This is a genomic window from Vogesella perlucida (genome assembly GCF_979366545.1).
The window spans coordinates 170,508-190,964 of record NZ_CEETRO010000008.1 but is presented as its reverse complement, the minus strand read 5'-3'; the positions used below and the strand labels follow the sequence as shown (position 1 = coordinate 190,964).

The window sequence follows — 20,457 nt, the reverse complement described above, 5'->3', positions numbered from 1 at the left end:
ATGTCCATACGCGGCATTCACCACGTGGCCATTATTGCGGCCAACTATGCGCGCTCGCGCGACTTCTATCTGCATACCCTGGGCTTCACCCTGGTATCCGAGCACTACCGTACCGAGCGCGACTCGTGGAAGCTGAACCTGGCGCTGCCGGATGGCTGCGAGATCGAGCTGTTCAGCTTCCCCAACCCGCCAGCGCGCCCCACCCGCCCCGAGGCGTGCGGCCTGCGCCACCTGGCGCTGGCCACAACAGACCTGGACGCCGACATCGCCCGCCTCGCTAGCCTGGGTGTGGCCTGCGAGCCGGTACGCGTGGACGAGTACACCGACCGCCGCTTTACTTTCCTGGCCGACCCGGACGGCCTGCCGATCGAGCTGTACGAAGTGCCGGCATGAACAAGCTGCTGCCCATCATCCATGTGCTGTCCAAGCTCATCCTGCTATCGGCAGTGATGTTCCTGGTGCCCTGTGCCGTGTCCTGGTATTTCGAGGACGGCACCTGGCGCCATTTCCTGCACTCTGCCGCCGCGGGGCTGCTGATAGGCAGCAGTAGCTGGCTGGCCACCCGCCGCTTCGAGCGCGAGCTCAAACCGCGTGACGGCTTCATTCTGGTCACCCTGCTATGGCTGGGTTTTACCGCCATGTCAGCCGTGCCGCTGTGGCTGTACATGCCCAATCTGAGTGTGACCGACGCGTTTTTCGAAGCGATGTCGGCGCTGACCACCACCGGCGCCACCACGTTGCAGGGGCTGGAACACCTGGCACCGGCCATGAACTTCTGGCGGCATTTTCTGAGCTGGCTGGGCGGCATGGGCATTATCGTGCTGGCCGTGGCGGTGCTGCCCATGCTGGGCATTGGCGGCATGCAGCTGTACAAGGCCGAGATACCGGGGCCGATGAAAGAAACCAAGCTGGCACCGCGCATCGGCCAGACCGCCAAGAACCTGTGGTATATGTACAGTGCACTGACTGTCGTGTGCTTTGTGTGCCTGTACCTGGCCGGCATGACCCCGCTGGATGCACTGTGCCATGCCTTTACTGCGGTAGCGCTAGGCGGCTTTTCTACCTACGACCAGAGCGTGGGCTATTTTGACTCGCTGCTGATCGAGAGCATCCTGATCGTGTTCATGCTGCTGGGGGCGCTGAACTTTGCCACACACTTTACCGCGTGGCAGCGCAAATCGCTACGCAGCTACTGGCACGATATCGAAGCGCGCTATGTGCTGGGCTTGCTGGCGGCCAGCGTGCTGCTCACCAGCCTCTACCTGTGGCAGCAAGGGGTATACGACTTTGGCACGGCGCTGCGCCACGTGGCGTTCAACCTGGTATCCATCGCCACCGATACCGGCTACGCCAGCGTGGACTACGCGCAATGGCCCCTGCTGGCACCGCTATGGATGCTGTTCTTGTCTTGCATTACCGTCAGCTCTGGTTCGTGCGGTGGCGGCATCAAGATGATCCGCACCCTGGTGCTGACCCAACAAAGCTACCGCGAAATGGGGAACCTGCTGCACCCGCGCGCAGTCCTGCCACTGGTGATTGGCGGGCGTACCATCCCGGAGCGCATTGCGCTATCGGTGCTGGGTTTCATCTTTGTGTATTTCATGAGTGTGGTACTGCTGAGCTTTGTCCTGATCGGCAGCGGTCTGGACTTCCTGACCGCCTTCACCGCCATTCTGGCCTGCATCAACAATGTGGGGCCGGGCCTGGGCCAGGTAGGGCCGGCAGGCAACTACGCCGCGCTTGATAACTTCCAGACCTGGGTCTGCAGCTTTGCCATGCTGCTGGGCCGGCTGGAGATTTTTTCCATCCTGATTCTGTTTACCCCTGCTTTCTGGCGAAAATGACCATGCAAAAACGCTACTCCCTGCTGGGTTTCGCCCTGATTCCGCTACTGAGCCACGCGCTGGGCGACAGCCAGCTGCTCGACGCACGCGAAGCCTACCGCAAAGGCGATACCGCCACGCTGGCCAGCCTGGTCAACCAGGCCGACAAAGGCCTGCTGGATGCCTACCCGGCCTACTGGCTGGGCCTGAAGACACTGGAAAGTGGCGACAGCAACCCCGCCCGCCAGTTTGTGAACCGCTACCGCAGCGGCTACCTGGTGGAGCGCACGCTTAACGAACTCCTGGAGGACATGGGCCGCCGCGGCCAATGGGACGACCTGCTCAAAACCGCCCCGGTACTGGCCGACAATGCCCGCGACGCCGAAACCGTGTGCTTTGTCAGCCTGGCCACCCTGCAAAAGCAGCAAAGCATCAAGCCCGACCGCAGCTACCTGGCCGGTAACCTGGCCGATGGCTGCAACCGGCTGATCGATGCCCAGGCGGCACGCGGCCTGCTGGATAGCGCCCAGACCCAGGCGCGGCTGCGTCAGCTGATTGCCGGCAACTTCACCACCACAGCACGCCGACTGGCCACGGCGACCAACCTGGAAGACAGCTTCTTCCGCCCCGGCAGTGCCGAGCAACAAACCCAGGCGCTGGTCACACGCGGCAAGAGCGACCTGGCCGGTGCGCTGGCACAGCTAGCCGGCAACAGCCAGCTGTCTGCCGCACAACGCGGCTTTGCCTACGGCCAGCTGGGCCTGCTGGCGGCGCGCCGCCTGGACATGCCCACCGCCCTGGGCGCCTACGCCCAGGCCGACCCGGCCCAGCTTAACGATGAACAATGGGAATGGTGGCTGCGCGCCGCCCTGCGCCTGGAAGACTGGGCGCGGGTAGAGCAGATCGCGCGGGCCATGCCCGCCCCCCTGGCAGCCAAACCCGCCTGGCAATACTGGCGTGCCCGTGCCATGAAAGCCCAGGGCCGCCTGCAAGAAGCCATGCCGGTCTTTGTAAAAACCAGCTTTGAGCACAGCTACTACGGGCTGCTGGCCAAAGAAGAGCTGGGCGTGACGCTGGAAGCCCCGCCGACCCGCGTGGTGGTAGACGATGCCACCAGCCGCACGGTAGCAGCAGACCCCGGCATTGCCCAGGCGCTGGCCCTGTTTGAGCTGGCCGAGCGCAGCAACCGCGCCGAATGGCGCGAAGAAGGCCGCCGCGTGTGGCGCTGGGCCCTGCGCGAGCGCAGCGACCTGCAATTACTGGCCGCCGCCGACATCGCCCGCCAGCGTGGCCTGTACGACATGGCCATCCACGCGGCAGAGCGCACCCGCGAAAGCCACGATTTCAGCCTGCGTTACCTGTCGCCCTACCGTGACACCACGCGCAGCTACGCACGGCAGCTGGATATCGACGAAGCCTGGGTATACGGCCTGATGCGCCAGGAAAGCCGCTTTCTGAACGTGGCGCGCTCCGGTGTAGGCGCCAGCGGCCTGATGCAGCTGATGCCCGCCACAGCCAAATGGGTGGCCGGCAAGATGGGCCTGCCCGGCTACGAGATCAACGGCATCGACGACAATATCCGCCTGGGCACCTGGTATTTGCGCCACGTACTGGACACCCTGCAGAGCCAGCCGGTGCTGGCCACCGCCGCCTATAATGCAGGGCCTGGCCGGGCACGCGGCTGGCAAGCCGCCCGCCCGCTAGAGGGTGCCATCTACACCGAAAGCATCCCGTTTAACGAAACGCGTGACTACGTACAGAAGGTTATGGCCAACGCGGTGTATTATGCCGGCGCATTCCGCCAGGATAACGCCACACTGAAAGCCCGCCTGGGCACCATACCACCGCGCTAGGCCGCGACAGCAAGCCAAGACAGGCGGGCCCCTTGAGCCCGCCTGCCGCCATCACCAGGGAGTGGAACATGAGAATAGCCATTATCGGCGGTGCCGGTTTCGTCGGCAGCCACATCGCAGAACACCTCACCCGTGCAGGCCATGCGCTCACGCTGGCTACCCGCAACCGCGAGCGCCACAAGGCCACGCTGATTCAGCTGCCGCAAGCCGAGCTGCGCGAGTGCAATGTACATGAGCCACAACAGTTGGCCGCACTGCTGGCCGGCCACGACGCCGTAATCAGCATGGTAGGTATCCTGCACGGCAGCCGCGCTGCATTCGAGCACGCCCACGTGCAACTGGTCGAAAAAATCCTCAGTGCCTGCCACAGCACCGGCATTCGCCGCCTGGTGCACATCAGCGCACTGGGCGCCAGCGAGCAGGCCCCCAGCGACTACCAGCAAACCAAAGGCAAGGCCGAGCGCCTGATCGAGGCCAGCGGGCTGGACTACACCATCCTGCGCCCGTCGGTCATTTTTGGTGCCGGCGACAATTTTCTGAACATGTTTGCCAAACTGGCCGCCACCGCGCCATTGCTACCGATTGGCGGTGCCGACACCCGCTTTGCCCCGGTGTGGGTGGACGACGTCGCCCGCGCCGTGGCCGCCTGCCTGGCGCGCCCGGCCACCATTGGCCACAAGCTGGATCTGGCCGGCCCCGGCACGTACACGCTGCGCCAGCTGGTCGCCTATGCGGCCAACCTGTCCGGCCACCCGCGCACCATTATCAGCCTGCCGGAATGGGCAGCCATGCTGCAAGCCACGCTGCTGGGCCTGCTGCCCGGCCCCGCGCTGCTGAGCGTCGACAATGTGCGCTCGCTGCGGGTAGATAACGTCAGCGACCAGCCCTTCCCCGCCGCACTGCTGGGTTTTGCTCCTACAGCACTGGAAGCGGTAGCCCCGTTCTACCTGGGCCAGCAAGAGTGCAACCTGACACTGGACCGCTACCGCGCCAAGGCAGCCCGCGAATGAAGTGCTACATCGTTGGCGGCGCTGTGCGCGACCGCCTGCTGGGCCTGCCGGTAAAAGACCGCGACTGGGTGGTGGTAGGCGCCACGCCGGAAGCCATGCTGGCGCAGGGCTTCAAGCCGGTAGGCAAAGACTTTCCGGTGTTCCTGCACCCGCATACACATGAGGAGTACGCGCTGGCGCGTACCGAGCGCAAGGTTGGCCGCGGCTACCACGGCTTTACCTTCCATGCCGCGCCGGATGTCACGCTGGAAGAGGACCTGATACGCCGCGACCTCACGGTGAACGCCATTGCCCAGGACGACGACGGCACGCTGATCGACCCCTACGGCGGCGTGGCCGACGCACAAGCCGGCGTGCTGCGCCATGTGAGCCCGGCTTTTGCCGAGGACCCGGTGCGCATCCTGCGTCTGGCGCGCTTTGCCGCCCGCTTCGGCTTTGCCGTGGCGCCAGAAACGCAAGCCCTGATGCAGCAGATGGTGGCCAACGGCGAGGTGGACGCGCTGGTGGCCGAGCGCGTGTGGCAAGAGCTGGCCAAGGGCCTGATGACCGACACCCCGTCGCGCATGCTGCTGGTGTTACGTGACTGTGGCGCGCTGGCCCGCTTGCTGCCCGAGGTAGACGCGCTGTTCGGTGTGCCGCAACGCGCCGACTACCACCCGGAAATCGACACCGGCGACCACGTCATGCGGGTGCTGGACTACAGCGCCAGCCAGAACCAGCCGCTGCCGGTGCGCTTTGCCGCGCTGATGCACGACCTGGGCAAAGCGCGCACCCCAGCCGACATCCTGCCGCGCCATATCGGCCACGAGCCGCGTGGCGAGGCCCCGCTGCTGGCGCTGTGCGACAGGCTGCGCGTACCGGCCGAGTGCCGCGACCTGGCGCGCATCACCGCGCTGTACCACACCAAGGTCCATATTGCCTTCCAGCTACGCCCGGACACCGTACTGGGCCTATTGCGCGACTGCGATGCCCTGCGCCGCCCCGAACGCTTTGCCCAGATGCTGGCCGCCTGCCTGGCCGACGCTCGCGGCCGCCTGCATTTCGAGCAGTGCGATTACCCGCAAGCTGGCTACCTGGCCGCCATGCTGGCCGCCGCGCAGGCAGTAGACGCCGGTGCGGTGGCACAAGCTTGCGCCGACAAGAAAAACATCGCCCAAGCGGTAGATGCCGCCCGTGTGGCCGCCATCACCCAGGCCAAAAAAACCTACCCTCACCCCGCATGAACTTCACCACTTTACCCGCCACCCTGATGCGTGGCGGCACTAGCAAGGGCTTGTTCTTTCGTGCCGACCAACTACCCGACAACCCGGCACAGGTACAGGCCCTACTGGTGCGCGCACTGGGTAGCCCGGACCCGTACGGCAGCCAGCTGGACGGCTTGGGTACCGGCATTTCCAGCACCAGCAAGATCGTCATCATCGGCCCGTCACAACAGCCTGGCTGCCATGTGGACTACCTGTTCGGCCATGTTGCCATCGCCGACGGGCTGGTGGACTGGTCCGGCAACTGCGGCAACCTTAGCGCTGCCGTACCGGTTTTTGCCCTGATGCAGCACATGGTGGCCGGTGCCCCGGCCAACGGCCCGGTAGCCGTACATATCTGGCAAGCCAATATCGGTAAAAAGATCATCGCCGAGCTGCATATGCAGGACGGCCTGCCGGTCTGGTGGGGCGACTACCACCTGGATGGCATCGCCTTCCCCGCCGCCGCCATCCGCGTGCGCTTTCTGGACCCCGCCGGCGGAGCCAGCGGCAAGCTGTTTCCTACCGGCCGCCCACGCGACACCCTCCCCCTGCCGGACGGCAGTACGCTGGAGGCCACGCTGATCGACGCCGGCAACCCTACAGTATTTGTACGCGCAGCCGACCTGGGCCTGCGCGGCGACGAAACCGGCCACGCCCTGAGCGCAGAGCAACAGCAAAAGCTGGAATGGGCGCGCTGCGCCGGTGCGGTGATGATGAAGCTGGGGCCAGACGCCGACACTATCCACCGCGAACGCCCGGCCACGCCCAAAATCAGCTTTCTGTCCCCGGCCAGCCAGCCCGGCCACGCCCTGACCGCCCGCATCGTGTCCATGGGCCGCTTGCACCACGCCTATACCGGCACCGGTGCCATTGCGCTGGCGGCGGCAGCGGCCATCAAGCACACCCTGGCGGCCGAGCTGTGCGGCGCGCCGGTACGCGGCCAACCTTTCACCTTTGCCCACGCCAGCGGCAGCCAGACACTGGAAGCCATCATGCAGCGCCACGGCCGCAGCTGGAAGGTAGAAGAAGTCGCCATGACCCGCCACGCCCGGCCGCTAATGCAGGGTACGCTGTATATCCCCCGGCAGCCTTAAACAAGCTGCTTCATGAAAAACCCTGTGCACGGGCAGGCACAGGGGCTTTTTGCCAAGGCTGCCACACCGGACAGCGACACGGCGTAAGCAGGCTAGTCGCGGAACACAAACTGGCCCTGGGCGTCCCGCCGTGGCATGGCCATGGGATTAAAGTCGGGGAACGCCAGGCTACGCACATGCCAGGTCAGCAGCAAGGTCAGCAAGGTCATCGCCCCCTGCACCACCGCCCAGCCGCCGTTTGGCAGCTGCGACACCAACTGCGGGATCTGGATAAGCGCATAGAGGATGTACACATTAAACGCCGCCGCGATCCAGCGTGAAAAACCTGCCGCAAAAGCCGCCGGCACCAGCGCAGAAAACAGTGCCATCCACACGCTACTCTGCCCGCCCAATAGCTGGCCACTCTGGTAGCCCACCCCTAGCGACAGCAAGGAAAACCCCATCATCACGGCAATCAGCGTGTGGTTTTTCACCTGATGCTGCTGCCGCCTTGCCGGGGTAGCCGTAGCCGCCAGCAAATAAGCCAGCTGGCCGGGGTTGGCCGCACTGGCTTGCAACTCGCTATAGATTGTCTGCTTGCTTTTACCCTGCGCCAGGGCCTGGTCGATAGCCTGCTGAATGGCCTGTTTCTTCATGTTTTGCCTTTCTTGAACGGCTGCCATTGTGCCATAAGTGCCGAACCGGCCGCCAAAACAAAGGCATGCATATAGAATGTATGTGAATTTCAATGGCTGATGCTTATACTAGATGCATCAATACAGGGGACTGCCATGCCTTGCCATATCCTCATTGCCGAAGACAGTACCAGCCAGCGCGAGGCACTGGCCGCGCTGTGCCGCACACTGCCAGACGTTGAGGTACATGAGGCATCAGATGGCCGCTGGGCTGCGCAACTGGCGCGCCAGCTGGAGCAGCTGGACCTGGTCATCACCGATATCAATATGCCGGGCATGGACGGCATTGAGTTGATGCAGCAGCTATCCCGCCACGTCCACTTGCCTTCACTGCTGCTACTGAGCGGCCATGTGCCCGAGCTGCTGTCCAACTGCATGCGCGCTGCCGAAGAGCTGGGCTTTGCCAATATTGCTTACCTGGCCAAGCCAATCGAGATCGATACGCTGCTGCAAGAGGTTCAACAGCTGCTGCTACGCAGACAGAGCCCGGGCGTAGACGAGCAGGCCATACCGCTGTCCGAGATTTTTACCGGCCTGGCGCACAACCAGTTTTGTGCACACTTTCAGCCCATCTACAACCAGCGCCAGCACCGTGCAGTACAGGTAGAAGCGCTGGCACGCTGGCAGCACCCGGCTTATGGCCTGCTGGGCCCAGCCAGCTTCATCGACCGGCTGGAGCACGAGGGGTTTATCGTCTTGCTCACACGGCGCATCGTGCAAACCAGCCTGGACTTGCTGACGCGCAACCCCTGGGCACAAGACCTGCGGCTATCGATCAACCTGTCCCGCGGCTTACTGGATGACGCCGATTTTTTCGACTGGCTGATCAAAGAGGTGGAAGAAAGGCGGATACCGCCACGCCAGATCGTGCTGGAAATTACCGAAACCATGGCCTTCAGCAACCTGGGCAATACCCTGGCGGCCTTGCTACGCCTGCGCTTACGCGGTTTCGAGCTGTCACTAGATGATTTCGGCGCCGGGCACACCAACCTGGAGCAGCTAAAAGACTTGCCGATTACCGAGCTGAAACTGGACCGTACACTGATCAAAAGCATCCATCAGGCACACCGTACACAGAGCATCCTGGACGGCATCATCCAGATAGGACAGCAGCTGAAACTGCGCATGGTGGCAGAGGGCATAGACAACCCGCACGACTTGGCTTACCTGCAAGGGCGCTACCCCGAACTGGAGCTGCAGGGCTTTTACCTTGGGCGCCCGGTGGCCTCCAGCGAGCTTTCGTCCCATCTGGGCTACGCCAACAGCCGGCCAGCCAGCGCCTGAAGCAGCCACGCGCCTGACCGACCACACGAAAAAACGGCCCGCAGGCCGTTTATGGGGGGAGTGGCGATTAGCCGGCTACCCGTCTGGGCTGCCACAGCACATCCGGCACACCGGCCGCCACATTCAAATGGCGCGACAAAATGAACAGCACGTCAGAAAGACGGTTCAGGTACTGGCGTGGCAACGGCGGCATGGCATCAAACTCGCCCAGCGCCACCACACTGCGCTCGGCCCGGCGGCATACCGCACGGCCCTGGTGCGCGACGGCAGCGGCACGACAGCCCCCAGGGAGAATGAATTCCTTCAGTGGCGGCAGCGCGGCATTCCATTGCTCTGCATACTGCTCCAGCATGGCCAGCTGAGCCGCTTGCAATGCCTGGTAGCCCGGGACTGCCAGCTCGGAGCCCAGGTCGAACAGGTCGTGCTGCACCTCGGCCAAAAAGGCATCGATGCCATCGGGCAAGCTCTCGCAACGCAATAAACCGATAATGCAATTCAGCTCGTCCACATCACCCAGGGCATGAATTCGGTCGGCATTCTTGGAAACCCGGCTACCATCCCCGAGGCCGGTGGTACCTGCATCGCCACCGCGGGTGACAATGCTGGACAGGCGGTCAGTCATCAAACTTCCTTATGGTGGCTGGCTGCTTCGTCCAGCGCTTCGCGTAGCGAGGCACGCAGGGACTCGGCCAGCATCATGTCAAAATCTTCTTTCAACTGCTTCATCACGCCGGCCATCAGCTGCTTGGCCTGCTGCTCCAGCGCGTCCTGCATCCACAGCGTGAGCTCCACTTTCATGCGTGGCAGCACGCGGGCGTAAAGTGCCTCGATCAGCGCATCTTCATCCAGCCCTGCCATTACCCCAGGAGCGGCTGCCACCGGGCTGGCTTGCGCGGGCATGGCCTGGCTGACCGCTTCGATATGAATATCGTCTTCCGACAGCACCGGCACCGGCACGGGTTGCGCCTGCGCGGGCGGAGCGGCCTCGGTGGCCAAAGTCTCTGCCTGCGCGGGCTGCCGGCGTACACGAATGATTTCAGCGATGACAGGCTGCGCAGGCGCAGGTTCCGCGGCAAGCGGCAGCTGGTCCAGGTCTAGCGGCGGCTCGGCCCCCAGGTCGCGCGCCCAGGCCAGCTCGACTTCTTTATCCCCGGCATGAAAGCCGGTATTGGCCAGCGGCCAATCACCACCCGGCAGCTTGGCCGCGGGTTCGCCCAGTATGGCAGCAGGCGATACGGCTGCCGTGGCCAGGCCCAGACCACCGCCCAACACCCCCATGGGCAGGCTATCCAGCGAAATGCTCTGGACGCCATCGGTAGCAGCAGCCACTGGCGGCGCGGGCGCTACAGGCTCGTCCTGCGCCACTGCGGCCAACGCTGGCTGTGCAGCTTGCAACCAGGCGGGCACGGGTTCAACGGCACGCCCTTGAGGGGCATCTTGCTCGGGCGGGGTTGGCAGTGCTGCAGACACCAGTGGCGCGCTTTCAGGCGTGGCAAGCGCCGCATCGAGCGGTGTCTGCGCTACGGCCACCGTGGCGATAGGCTCGGCTTCGCGCGCTTCCTGCACCACCACGTCCGGCGCTGCCTCCACCGCAACAAACGTCACGGGCTCGGGTACGGGCTCGTCGACCGCGGCCACCGGGGCAACGGGTTCATCGCGCCATGCCGGCTCCACCGTGGCAAGCGGGGGAGGCTGCCAGGCGTCAGCTACCGTTTCGGCCTCTCGCGTCTCTGCAGCAGGCTCAGCGGTCTGCGGCGATACCGGCGGTGCCACTACCGGCTGCAGACCCGCCAGGATGTCGTCTATCGACATGGCAAGGCTTGGCGCTGGCGCCGCAACAGGCTCGTCAGGCACGTCCCAGGGCAACGCTTCAAACGCCGTGACCGGGTCGGCATGGGCTGGCGCAACATCCAAGCTGGCGTGCTCGGCCGCATCCGGCGTGACGGCAGACTCCGGCAGGATGGCATCCCACTGGGTATCCATCAGTACCGGCACGTCATGGCTGGCCTGTTCGGGTGTCTGGTGCGCTTCGTCAAGCTCGGTTATGCCATTCAGCTGCGCCAGCTCGGGCGCGGGTGCGGTTGGCGGCTCCCAGGTACCGGCCCACTCGTCTTCAGTCGATTCGGCCACAAAAACTTCTGCCTGCGGCGCTGCCGTATCGTCAGCCTTGCTGAGAAAAGCATCCAGCGGCAGCTCTGGCAGGTCTGCCGGCTCGTCAAAGTCATCCAGCTGCGCGGCAAACTGGTCTAGCGACACCTGGTCTGCTTGCAGCGGGTTGGCCTCGGCAACGGCCAGATCGGTAGCGGGCTCAGGGCTGGCCTGCGTGACCGGTTCGAATGTCGCTCTGGCAAACAACGCCCCCAAGCCATGCTCACCGCCCGGATTGGCCGCTGCTGGCGTGTCCGGCTTGTCTTCCAGCTCGAAAGCAAAGTCGTCAGGCGCGTGCTGGGGTGCAACGGTGCCAGACAAGGACGGGTCACCCCGGCCGTAATCCAGGCCGGGCAAAACGTCGTCCAGCGACAGCTCGGCAGGCAGGTCGACTTCCAGATCCAGCGACGGCAGGCGCTCTATCAGCTGGCTGGCGTTCAGGCTGGCTCGCTCGCTATCACTTGCCTCTTCACCCAGTACATCGTCGAGCGACAGCTCGTCCGGCAGGGTCAGTTCCGGCTGTGTTTCGTCGGGTAAAACACGCGCCAATGCGTCGAGCTCGGCAGAGAAATCGTAGGCGGGAATGTCCAGCACCGGGATCGCTTCGACATCCACCACGTCGGTCAATACGGGCAGGTCTTGCGGGTTCCAGGTATGGTCGGGGGTAGGGTTTGTCATGCGGCATCACTCATGTCGTGATGGTGAATATCAAAGCCTTGGTCGAGGTAGGCGCGGTAGCGCGTACGCGCCACGGCCCTAGAAGCCTCATCCTGGCTAACCACCTCCAGAATACGGGAAAATGTCGCCGGCTTGGCAGGCATTTTTTCGCCCAGGTTCAGTAGTACCGTGGGCCCGGCTGGCACATCGAAATGGGTGGCTAGCCAGATACGCGACGAGGCCGCCTCTGGCGCTTGCCATTCGCAATGCGCGATAAAGCTGGTATCACCAAAAGACCAAAGCGCCCGGCTGAAAGCCTGCAGCGCCTGGTCGTCAGGAAGAATGACCAGCAGCCGTTCTTCCTTGCGGTATACAGTTTGTGCCGCGCGGCAGGCAAAGGCCTGCACGCTGGCGACACCTGTATAAAAATCAATCCGCGTCATCTTCGGTCGTTTCTACCACTTCGCGACGTGGGCGGCCGCGGCGAACCACGTTACCCAGCGCGATGTCGGCACGGTCTTGCAGGAACTGCACCAGCATTGGTACCGGGCGGCCAGTAGCCCCCTTGTCCTTGCCACCACGCCAGGCGGTACCGGCGATATCCAGGTGGGCCCAGTCGTAGGCCTTGGCAAAACGTGACAGGAAGCAGGCGGCGCTCACGCTGCCACCAGCACGACCACCGATGTTGGCCATGTCGGCGAACGGGCTCTTCAGCAGCTCCTGGTATTCGTCCCACAACGGCATGTGCCAGGCGCGGTCGCCTACTTCTTCGCCGGCGGCCCACAGTTCTTTGGCCAGGCTGTCCTGGTTACTGTACAAGCCGGTCGCCACGTGGCCCAGCGCCACGACGCAGGCGCCAGTCAGCGTGGCGACGTCTACCACGGTAGCCGGGTTGAAACGCTCGACGTAAGTCAGCGCGTCGCACAGTACCAGGCGGCCTTCTGCGTCGGTGTTCAGCACTTCGATGGTCTGGCCGGACATGGAGGTCACGATATCACCCGGCTTCAGCGCACGGCCGGACGGCATGTTTTCGCAGGTCGCCACGACACAGATCAGGTTCAGTGGCAGCTTCATTTCCACCGCCGCACGGAAAGCGCCGATCACTGCTGCGGCACCGCCCATGTCGTACTTCATTTCGTCCATGCCTTCGCCCGGCTTCAGCGAAATACCGCCGGAGTCAAAAGTCAGGCCTTTGCCTACCAGCACGATGGGACGGTCGTTCTTGTCTTTGGCACCAAAGTGTTTGAGCACCACGAAACGGGCTTCTTCGTCACTGCCTTTGGCAACGGACAAGAAGGAGTGCATCTTCAGTGCGTCCAGCTCGGCCGGGCCCATCACTTCGGCTTCGGCGCCAAAGGCCAGTGCCATGTCGCGCGCGGCTTCGGCCAGGTAAACCGGGGTGCAGATATTGCCGGGAGCATTGGCCAGGTCCTTGGCCAGCTTCATGCCGGCGGCAATAGCCTGGCCACGCTGTTGGCCGCGTTCGCCATCGGTGAGGTCGCTGCGGCGCGGTACAGCCAGGGTCATCTTGCGTGGCTCGCGCACTTCGTCCAGGCGCGATTTGAACTTGTCAAAACGGTACAAGGTGTCCAGCGTGACCACGGTGGCCTGCTCTACCATCCACTCTACATCGTGTTTCTTCACGTGCAGCTCGGACAAATAGCTCACCACTTCATTGGACTGGGTCGCGGCCAGGGCCTTGACCGAAGCACGGATGGCTTCACGGTATTCTTTGGCGCGGAAATCGCGCTCCTTGCCCAGGCCAACCAGCATGACACGATCACACAGGGTATGCGGGATGGAATGCAGGATCAGGGTCGTACCCAGTTTGCCATCCATGTCGCCACGTTTGAGCACATCGGTAATGAAGCCGTTCGAGATGCGGTCAAGCAGGTCGGCAGCAAAAGACAGCTTGCGGGTTTCGTAAACACCGACCACAACGCAGGCTACGCGCTGTTTTTCCGGGCTTCCGCTTTTAATGTTAAACTCCATGCAACGCTCCACCATGTGTGTTTGGTTCATCAAGACATACGTTCCAGCAGGCTTTTGGCCTGGCCGGAACCGGCCGACAAGCCTTGATTTTCTGGCCGACAACCATTCAGGTTAACCTTTCCAATTATCACTATCCTTTTGACGAATTGTCAAAAACGGGCCTGTTTTATGCTTTTTCAGAAAAGCCTTACCCGAGAGCTGACTTATACCAGTATCGGCGTATTTTCCATTTTGCTCGCTATTCTGCTGAGCACCCAAACCATCAATATGCTGGGCCGCGCTGCCCAGGGCCGCATTGCCAGCGATGCCATTTTTGCGCTGATCGGCTTCTGGTCGATCGGTTTTTTCCCGGTACTGATGATCCTCACCATCTTCGTCAGCGTCATTGTCACGCTTACCCGCATGTGGCGCGAGCACGAAATGGCTGTCTGGATGGCCAGTGGCAAGTCACTCACCGATTGGGTATGGCCCGTTTTGCGTTTTGCACTGCCACTGTCACTGCTGATTGCCGCAGGCACCATGGTGGTCGAGCCCTGGGCCGTACAACGCAGCAAGGAATACGCCGAAACCCTCAAGCAACGTGAGGAAATGACTGCACTGTCGCCCGGCGTGTTCAAGGAGTCCCGCAGTAGCGACCGCGTGTACTTCATCGAAAGCTATTCGGTACTCAGCGGTGCCACCCGCAATGTGTTTGTGCAGAGCATCAAGGCGGGTGAGGTATCGTCCATTTTTGCCAAGGCAGGTCAGCTCAGCACGGACAAGGACGGCAACCGCATCCTGGTACTGGAAAATGGTCGCCGCTACACTGGTGAGCCGGGGTCGGGCGCCTTCGAGGTGGCCGAGTTCGAACACTACACGCTGAAAATCAGCGAAACCGAGCGCATCGTGCGCCCCGAGCTGGACAGCGAAACGCGGCCAACCCTGGCGCTGCTGGCAAGCGACCAGCCGGCCGATCGCGCCGAGCTGGCATGGCGGATATCGCTACCCATTTGTGCACTGGTACTGGCACTGCTGGCTATTCCGCTCAGCTATTTCAACCCCCGCTCCGGCCACGCCTACAACCTGGTTTTCGCGCTGGGCGCCTACCTGCTGTACCAGAACCTGATGTGGCTGCTGCGTGACGCCATCGGCAGCGGCAAGCTGCCCAGTGCCCTTGGCATCCTGCCGGCCCACGCCGCCATGCTGGCACTGGCCGCCGCCCTGCTCTACTACCACAACCGCCCTGCCGAGCCCTGGCTTACCCGCATGAAAAGACTGCTGCGGAGGAAATCCGCATGAGCATGCTGCGCAACTACCTGCTAACACGCTTTACCAGCGCCACCCTGTTTACCCTGGCCTGTTTGCTGGGCCTGTACGGCTTCTTTGACGCCATCCGCGAGCTACCCAACGTGGGCAAGGGCAGTTTTGACTCTGGCACCTTGCTGATGTACACCCTGCTGCAAGCACCGGGGCATGCTTATGAGCTGATGCCTCTGGCCGTGCTGATCGGCGCCATGGTGGCCATGTCGCAGCTCTCCAGCACCTCCGAATACACGGCCATCCGTACCGCCGGGGTGTCACTGGGACAAATCGCCCGCATCAAGCTGCTGTTTGGCGTGGCCATGGCAATTACTGCCTTATTACTGGGCGAGTTCGCCTCGCCACTGGCCGAAAAAAATGCAGAACGCATCAAGCTGCAGGCCACCCACTCGCTGGTAGCGCAGGAGTTCCGCTCCGGCCTGTGGGTAAAGGACGACAACAACTTTATTAACGTAGGCGAAATGCTGCCGGACAACACCTTGCTGGGGGTACGCATTTACACCTACGACCAGGACTACCGCCTGGTGATGACACGCCATGCCGAGCGTGCCCAGTACCAGCCCGCCAATAAAACCTGGCTACTGAGCCAGGTGCGCCAGTCGGAAATCTTGCCGGACCAGATCAAGGTTGGCCGCATGGCGCAGCAAACCTGGCGTTCGGTGATTCAGCCGGACATCCTGTCTGTGTTGCTGGTGGTGCCGGAACAAATGTCGGCCATGGACCTGATGACTTATATTGAACACTTGCGCACCAACAATCAAAAAACACAGCGCTATGAAATTGCACTGTGGGGCAAGCTGTTCTACCCGCTGGCGTGCATTTCGATGGTGATGGTGGCGCTAGCCTTTACACCGGTATCCGGCCGCCACAACGACCTGGGCATCAAGCTGTTTTCCGGCATTTGCCTGGGCATTGCCTTCCACTTTAGCAACCGTCTGTTTGGCCACCTGGGCCTGCTGTACAACTGGAACCCGATTGTCTCTGCCACCCTGCCCACCCTGCTCTTCCTGGTGGCGGGCCTGGCCGCACTCGCTCGACAGGAAAGACGATGAGCACACCCGATCAGACACAACAGTACCGCCGTTGGCGCCAGGCTCTGCAGCAAGGCCGCGAGGCGCTGGCTGCCGAATACCGCGAAAACCGGAATGCGCGGCAGTATCTGGTCAAGCATGGCCTGCTGGTAGACGGCATCATCCGCTCGGCATGGGAAGTACTGGGCATGGGGCAGCGCGCCGCCCTGCTGGCGGTAGGCGGCTATGGCCGCGGCCAACTCTTCCCCCACTCCGATATCGACCTGCTGCTGCTACTGCCTGAAACCACCTCGCACAACCTGTCGGGCTTCGTCGAGACGTTTGTCAGCGCCATGTGGGATATCGGGCTGGAGGTAGGCCACAGCGTACGCACCATCAGCGAGTGCCTGAGCGAATCGCGGCTGGATATCACCGTGGAAACCACGCTGCTGGAAAACCGCCTGCTGGCCGGCAATATCACGCTGTACCACCAGCTGAACCAGACGGTAGAAAAACACCGCGACCCGGTACGCTTTCTGGAAGGCAAGCTGCTGGAACAGCAGCAGCGCCATAACAAGCACTTTGGCGTTACCAGCAACCTGGAACCCAACGTCAAGGAAAGCCCCGGCGGCCTGCGCGACCTGCACACCATTCTGTGGATCAGCAAAGCCATTGGCCTGGGACAAAACTGGGATAGCCTGGCACGCAACGAGATTCTCACCGCCTCCGAGGCGCGGCTGATTCGCTACAGCGAGCGCCAGCTGGAACAGATCCGCATCGACCTGCACCTGGCCGCACGACGCCGCGAAGACCGCCTGATCTTCGACCTGCAGCAGCAAGTCGCCAGCATGAGCGGCCTGGAGGACGACAAGGCCAAGCGCGCCAGCGAGCAGCTGATGCAGCGCTTTTACAAATCGGCCAAGAACGTCAGCCAGCTCAACGGCATCCTGCTGCCCAACCTGCGCGCCCGCCTGCTGTGTGATGTACCGCGCATTACCCAGCAGCTGGACGAACACTTTTACAGCGTCAATGGCCTGCTGGGCATTTACGACAGTCAAGTCTTCGAACGCCAGCCGTCCACCATCCTGCGCGCCTTCCTGCATATGCAGCAGCATGAGCTGGGCGGCATGGCACCACGCACCCTGCGCGGCCTGTGGCACGCCCGGCGCCAGATTAACGACCGTTTCCGCCGCGACCCGGAAAACCGCGCCCTGTTCATTCAGCTGTTCCGCGCCGGCGGCGGGCTGACCCGCACCCTGCGCCGCATGAACCTGTACGGCGTACTGGGCAAATACCTGCCGGCGTTTGGCCGCATCATGGGCCAGATGCAGCATGACCTGTTTCATGTGTACACCGTCGACGAGCACATCCTGATGGTGGTGCGCAATCTGCGCCGTTTTGCCATACCCGCCTTCAACCACGAATACCCGCTGCTGTCGCGCCTGATCCACGAATTCGACCGCCCCGAGCTGCTCTATGTGGCCGGCTTGCTGCACGACATCGCCAAAGGGCGCGGGGGCGATCATTCCGAGCTGGGCATGGTCGATGCGGCACAGTTCTGCGAAGGCCACGGCATTGACGGTGAAGACTGCGACCTGGTGGTCTGGCTGGTGCAACAACACCTCACCATGTCCAGCGTGGCGCAAAAGCAGGACATCTACGACCCGGATACCATTCAGCACTTTGCCGAGCTAGTGGGCAGCCCCAGAAAGTTGGCCGCACTGTACATCCTGACCGTGGCGGATATCCGTGGCACCAGCCCGAAGGTATGGAATGCCTGGAAGGCCAAATTGCTGGAAGACCTGTTCTACGCCACCCGGCGCGCCCTGCAGCGCGGCGGCCATGTGGATGTAAACTCGGAGCTGGAAGAGCGCAAGCAGGCTGCCCTGCGCCTGATGCGCCTGAACATCATGCCGGAAGGGGCAGAAGCCGCCTTCTGGCAAAAACTGGAAACCGTGTATTTCCTGCGGCACGAGGCCAAGGAAATCGCTTGGCACACCCGCATGCTCGGCCGGCTGGTTGACACCAAAGAACCCGTGGTGCGGGCGCGGCTGTCCGAAGACAAGGAAGGCTTGCAGCTACTGGTGTACACACCGGACCAGCCCGACCTGTTTGCCCGGCTGTGCGCCTTTCTGGGCCGCCACAACTACAGCATTGCCGACGCCAAAATCTACACCACACGCCATGGCTATGCGCTGGATACCTTCCATGTCTTCCTGCCGGAACACCACGAAGGCAACTACCGCGACCTGATCAACTTTGTGGAGTTCGAGCTGGCCGCCACTTTGCTACGGCAAGACCCGATCAGCCTGCCGGCCAAAGGGCGGCTGAACCGGCACCAGAAGAACTTCCCCGTCAAGCCGCAGGTGCTGATCCGCCCGGACGACAAGGGCAAACACTTTGTCTTGTCCATTGTGGCCGGCGACAACCAGGGCCTGCTGGCGCGCATTGCCAAGGTATTGTCCGGCTATCAGGTCAGCGTGGATTCCGCCAAGATCATGACGCTGGGCGGGCGGGTAGAAGATTCGTTCCTACTCTCCTCACCACGCCTGTCAGATGACAAGGCCCTGCTGGCGCTGGAAGCTGATCTGATCGAAGCACTGCGCGTCTGATAGCCCACCCCAGCCAGGCTTAAAACCCCGAAGTACTGAGGACAAGCAAAAACCCCCTGCCAGCATCGCGCAAGCAGGGGGTTTTCTATCCGGCACCACGTGGCGCCGCCTTATCAAGGCCGCATCATGCTTCGCGGCGGAAATCCCGCGTGAGTTTTTCCATATCACTGGCCGCCAGCTCCAGCCGCTGCGAGCTGTCGCATACTACCTGGGCCGTATGCACATTTTGCTCGCTTAATGCGGCCAACTGCTCCACGGATGCAGCGACCTGATGCACAGACTCTGACTGGCTAGCCATTTGCGAAGACAGGCTCACCGAAAAATCCCGCGCTTCGTCTGCCACCTTCAACAGGCTTTGCAAATGGCCGGCAGACTGGCGAATTTCGTCGCTCACGCGGCCAACTTCGGCGGCAGACAGATCCATCTTGCCGGCAACACCATCCGTAATGGTGACAATGTGCTGCACCAGACGGGTGATGCTTTCTGTCGTCTGCGCCGTACGCTCGGCCAGCTTGCGCACCTCGTCGGCCACCACGGCAAAACCGCGGCCAGACTCCCCGGCACGGGCAGATTCGATCGCCGCATTCAGTGCCAGCAAATTGGTCTGGTCTGCGATTTCGTGAATCAGGTCGGTCATGCCCTTGATCTTGGCAATAGCGGACTCCAGCTCGCCCAGCTCGGCCTTGGACTGGCTCACCACCGCGACCGCCTGCCCTGCTGCCGCCTCGGCCAGCTTCATCACCGCCTGGCCATCGGTTGCCGCACGGCGCGTGGCCTCGGCACCGCGCACGCTTTCTTCGGTCATCGTGACTATGCGGCCTACCGACTGGCTGATCACCATCATCGAATCGCTGATGTGGCTCAGACCGCCCCCCTGCTCGCGGGCACGATCCACCAGGGCAGACATCTCGCTACCCAACTGTACCGCCTGCTTGTGCGTGATACTGCTGGTCGCCAGGGTATCGGCCACCATGGCGCGCAGGCTCAGCCGCAAGGTTTCCAGGCTATCGGTCATGCGGCCGATCTGCCCCCCCAGGTTGGCGTGCAGGGGTTGCTCCAGCCTGCCCTCACCCAAGGCACGCAAGCCACGGTGAATCACCGCCATGGCTTGGGCTTCGCTGCGGCGCCACCAGAACGACGTGGCACTCAGACCCACCACGCCCACCAGCGCCAGGCCCAGCCGTGCCAGCTCGCCCAAACCCGGCATGGCACCACCGGCAAACAACATACCCACAAACAAGCCCGTCAAGCCAAAGCCGATCTTGCCGCTATCTTTACGCCCAGCATACGCTTTCAGCGTAGAGGCCAACACCGCTTGCTTGTTGCGTACCTGCTGGTACAGCGCCTCTGCCGCCGCCACATCCTGCCGGCTGGGGGCACTGCGCACCGAGACATAGCCTTGCACCTGCCCCTGTACGGTAATAGGCGTCACGTAAGCCTCTACCCAGTAAAAATCCCCATTTTTGGCACGGTTTTTCACGATGCCGCGCCACGGCTTGCCCGCTTTCACCGTATCCCACAGGTCGGCAAAGGCCTCTGCCGGCATATCCGGATGCCGGACCACGTTGTGGTTCTTGCCAAGCAGCTCACCCTCCTCGAAGCCGCTGATCTCGATGAAGGCCCGGTTGGCGTAGGTAATGGCGCCCTTCAGATCTGTCTTGGTAACAATGGGGCGCTGCGGGTCGAGGAACAACTCGTTGGCCGTTACAGGGGTATTGATCTTCATGGCTTATTCTTCTGTGTGTGGTCGCAGAATT

16 protein-coding genes are annotated in these 20,457 nt (G+C 62.6%); 10 read left to right on the top strand and 6 right to left on the bottom strand.

Going from position 1 to position 20,457, the window contains the following annotated elements:
- From gloA2 to ACZ9XP_RS13150, 6 genes are all read left to right on the top strand, one after another.
- Positions 1-393, top strand: coding sequence for an SMU1112c/YaeR family gloxylase I-like metalloprotein (gloA2, locus tag ACZ9XP_RS13175; protein WP_206211369.1), 393 nt, complete (start codon positions 1-3; stop codon positions 391-393).
- The gene (locus tag ACZ9XP_RS13170) at positions 390-1,844 is read left to right on the top strand and encodes a TrkH family potassium uptake protein (RefSeq protein WP_147687928.1); all 1,455 of its coding nucleotides are present in this window, start codon (positions 390-392) and stop codon (positions 1,842-1,844) included. The genes gloA2 and ACZ9XP_RS13170 overlap by 4 nt, the downstream gene beginning before the upstream one ends.
- A gap of 2 nt (positions 1,845-1,846) precedes the next feature.
- Positions 1,847-3,676, top strand: coding sequence for a lytic transglycosylase domain-containing protein (locus tag ACZ9XP_RS13165; protein WP_465188567.1), 1,830 nt, complete (start codon positions 1,847-1,849; stop codon positions 3,674-3,676).
- Positions 3,677-3,744: 68 nt separating this feature from the next.
- Entirely contained in the window at positions 3,745-4,686 is a 942-nt protein-coding gene (locus ACZ9XP_RS13160) for a complex I NDUFA9 subunit family protein (protein WP_147687926.1), read from the top strand.
- A complete protein-coding gene (locus ACZ9XP_RS13155) occupies positions 4,683-5,909 on the top strand; it encodes a multifunctional CCA addition/repair protein (RefSeq protein WP_147687925.1) in 1,227 nt (408 codons plus the stop codon). Before ACZ9XP_RS13160 ends, ACZ9XP_RS13155 begins: the two co-directional genes overlap by 4 nt.
- Complete coding sequence (locus ACZ9XP_RS13150) at positions 5,906-7,024, top strand: PrpF domain-containing protein (protein WP_147687924.1); 1,119 nt, start codon at positions 5,906-5,908, stop codon at positions 7,022-7,024. Before ACZ9XP_RS13155 ends, ACZ9XP_RS13150 begins: the two co-directional genes overlap by 4 nt.
- Before the next feature lie 92 nt (positions 7,025-7,116).
- Here the strand turns inward: ACZ9XP_RS13150 and ACZ9XP_RS13145 are convergent, their stop codons facing one another.
- Positions 7,117-7,659: a hypothetical protein gene (locus ACZ9XP_RS13145; RefSeq protein WP_147687923.1), complete on the bottom strand. Its 543-nt coding sequence runs from the start codon at positions 7,657-7,659 to the stop codon at positions 7,117-7,119.
- Positions 7,660-7,794: 135 nt separating this feature from the next.
- On the opposite strand from ACZ9XP_RS13145, the gene ACZ9XP_RS13140 reads away from it, so the two are divergent.
- The gene (locus ACZ9XP_RS13140) at positions 7,795-8,982 is read left to right on the top strand and encodes an EAL domain-containing response regulator (RefSeq protein WP_170253717.1); all 1,188 of its coding nucleotides are present in this window, start codon (positions 7,795-7,797) and stop codon (positions 8,980-8,982) included.
- Between the two features lie 67 nt (positions 8,983-9,049).
- Here ACZ9XP_RS13140 and ACZ9XP_RS13135 read toward each other — a convergent pair whose 3' ends face one another.
- Genes ACZ9XP_RS13135 through ACZ9XP_RS13120 form a run of 4 tightly spaced genes read right to left on the bottom strand, consistent with a single transcriptional unit; the run spans position 9,050 to position 13,779 of the window.
- Positions 9,050-9,604, bottom strand: coding sequence for a cob(I)yrinic acid a,c-diamide adenosyltransferase (locus ACZ9XP_RS13135; RefSeq protein ID WP_147687921.1), 555 nt, complete (start codon positions 9,602-9,604; stop codon positions 9,050-9,052).
- Positions 9,604-11,808: a hypothetical protein gene (locus tag ACZ9XP_RS13130; protein ID WP_147687920.1), complete on the bottom strand. Its 2,205-nt coding sequence runs from the start codon at positions 11,806-11,808 to the stop codon at positions 9,604-9,606. Before ACZ9XP_RS13130 ends, ACZ9XP_RS13135 begins: the two co-directional genes overlap by 1 nt.
- Positions 11,805-12,230: a DNA polymerase III subunit chi gene (locus ACZ9XP_RS13125; RefSeq protein ID WP_147687919.1), complete on the bottom strand. Its 426-nt coding sequence runs from the start codon at positions 12,228-12,230 to the stop codon at positions 11,805-11,807. Before ACZ9XP_RS13125 ends, ACZ9XP_RS13130 begins: the two co-directional genes overlap by 4 nt.
- On the bottom strand, positions 12,217-13,779 hold the full coding sequence (locus tag ACZ9XP_RS13120) for a leucyl aminopeptidase (RefSeq protein ID WP_147687918.1): 1,563 nt from the start codon (positions 13,777-13,779) through the stop codon (positions 12,217-12,219). Before ACZ9XP_RS13120 ends, ACZ9XP_RS13125 begins: the two co-directional genes overlap by 14 nt.
- A 168-nt stretch (positions 13,780-13,947) precedes the next feature.
- On the opposite strand from ACZ9XP_RS13120, the gene lptF reads away from it, so the two are divergent.
- From lptF to ACZ9XP_RS13105, 3 genes are read left to right on the top strand one after another with little or no spacing between them, the layout of a single operon-like run.
- Positions 13,948-15,057 carry an LPS export ABC transporter permease LptF gene (lptF, locus tag ACZ9XP_RS13115; protein WP_465188566.1) on the top strand — a complete coding sequence of 370 codons (1,110 nt, stop codon included), beginning with the start codon at positions 13,948-13,950 and terminating at the stop codon, positions 15,055-15,057.
- Positions 15,054-16,130, top strand: coding sequence for an LPS export ABC transporter permease LptG (gene lptG, locus ACZ9XP_RS13110; RefSeq protein WP_147687916.1), 1,077 nt, complete (start codon positions 15,054-15,056; stop codon positions 16,128-16,130). The genes lptF and lptG overlap by 4 nt, the downstream gene beginning before the upstream one ends.
- Complete coding sequence (locus tag ACZ9XP_RS13105; RefSeq protein WP_147687915.1) at positions 16,127-18,700, top strand: [protein-PII] uridylyltransferase; 2,574 nt, start codon at positions 16,127-16,129, stop codon at positions 18,698-18,700. The genes lptG and ACZ9XP_RS13105 overlap by 4 nt, the downstream gene beginning before the upstream one ends.
- 124 nt (positions 18,701-18,824) lie before the next feature.
- Here ACZ9XP_RS13105 and ACZ9XP_RS13100 read toward each other — a convergent pair whose 3' ends face one another.
- A complete protein-coding gene (locus tag ACZ9XP_RS13100; protein ID WP_465188565.1) occupies positions 18,825-20,426 on the bottom strand; it encodes a methyl-accepting chemotaxis protein in 1,602 nt (533 codons plus the stop codon).
- Between the last annotated feature and the right edge of the window lie 31 nt (positions 20,427-20,457).